This is a genomic window from Mycobacterium sp. NGS40, assembly GCF_059812735.1.
Genome location: NZ_JCALDG010000088.1, coordinates 1 through 1192 on the forward strand (window position 1 = coordinate 1; position 1192 = coordinate 1192).

The 1192-nt window shown below is 63.3% G+C and carries 1 protein-coding gene; it reads left to right on the forward strand.

Annotated elements, in window-relative coordinates; all coding sequences use genetic code 11:
* Positions 1-617: 617 nt before the first annotated feature.
* On the forward strand, positions 618-1192 hold a 575-nt coding region (locus tag AC5Y5O_RS32015), incomplete at its 3' end, for a cupredoxin domain-containing protein (RefSeq protein ID WP_500028746.1).

The following is a 1192-nucleotide window of genomic DNA, read 5'->3' on the forward strand; positions in this document are numbered from 1 at the left end:
GGCTCGCTGCTCCCAATTATGTGAAAATGTGACCCAAACCTGGGACCCTCCCCACCGTCCTTGGCTGATTGAAACGCCCCGGCATGTCCGGACACGGGCCGAGGCGGTTCAGCGTCCATCGCGCCGAATCCCTCGGAGTGACAACATCGGGTGGTTGGGCGATTCTGACGAATAGGGCCGGCTCGAGCTCACAGGCCAGGACCCTCACCCGCATGAAGCGAATCAGGTAGACCGCTGGTCACCAGGGCGGCGACCCAACCTGCGCTTGTCTGCCCTCGGTGTCTTCGACCATGTGACGCCAATACCTACCCCGGGGGGGTAGGCTCGGATCATGTTGGACCGGTCATGCGGCTTTCCCGCTTCAGGAGTGCCGAGCACGCCGCGCCGACGCGGCTTAGCGTCCGCCGATGGGTTTTCCAAGCAAGTGCTGTCGCCCACCGCTGTGGGTTCGTGGCGGTGTCACGCCCTGAGGGTAGCCGTGATTGTCATCCGCCAGCGGCTGTCTGGGGTGTCGACGCCTGGGGCGTATCAGATCTTGCCGAAGGAGCTGGCGGACAGGCCATCTGGGCCATCCACAGCCTAATTCCTAATTCGTCTCAGTTGAAGAGGAGTTAAAGATGTCCGGTGTAGACGTTGCCGTTCTGGTTGGGGCGGCGTTAGTGATCACGGGGTTGGCGTGGTATTTCTTTGCCCCGCGACGCGCGCAGGCCGCAACCGTCGGCGATGGTGTGCAGCGGCTTCAGGTTAGGGTGAGTGGTGGGTATAGCCCAAACGTTGTAGAGGTGCGCCAAGGTGTTCCGGTGGAGATCGAGTTCGATCGGCAAGAGACCGGGGATTGCACATCGCGGGTCGTCTTTCCCGACCTCCATTTGTCAGCGGCCCTGCCCGGTTACCAGCGCACCACAGTGCGGTTTACCCCGGAGCAGGCGGGATCGTTCGGGTTCGCCTGCGGCATGAACATGGTCTCGGGCACACTCGTCGTCACCCCCAACGACGTGGCCACGCCCTCTGGCGAATCTGAAACGCCCACCGCTGCTTCAGGTTGCGCGCCAGTCGATGGTGTGGCCGAGCCGACCGCCGCCGAGGTCGAGGCTACCCAGGCCGAAGAACGTCGCGCCGAGAGCGCCGACCTGATCCGTAGGGTGGTCATCGGCGCAGCGTTTACCCTTCCGGTGCTGTATGCGGTAATGGT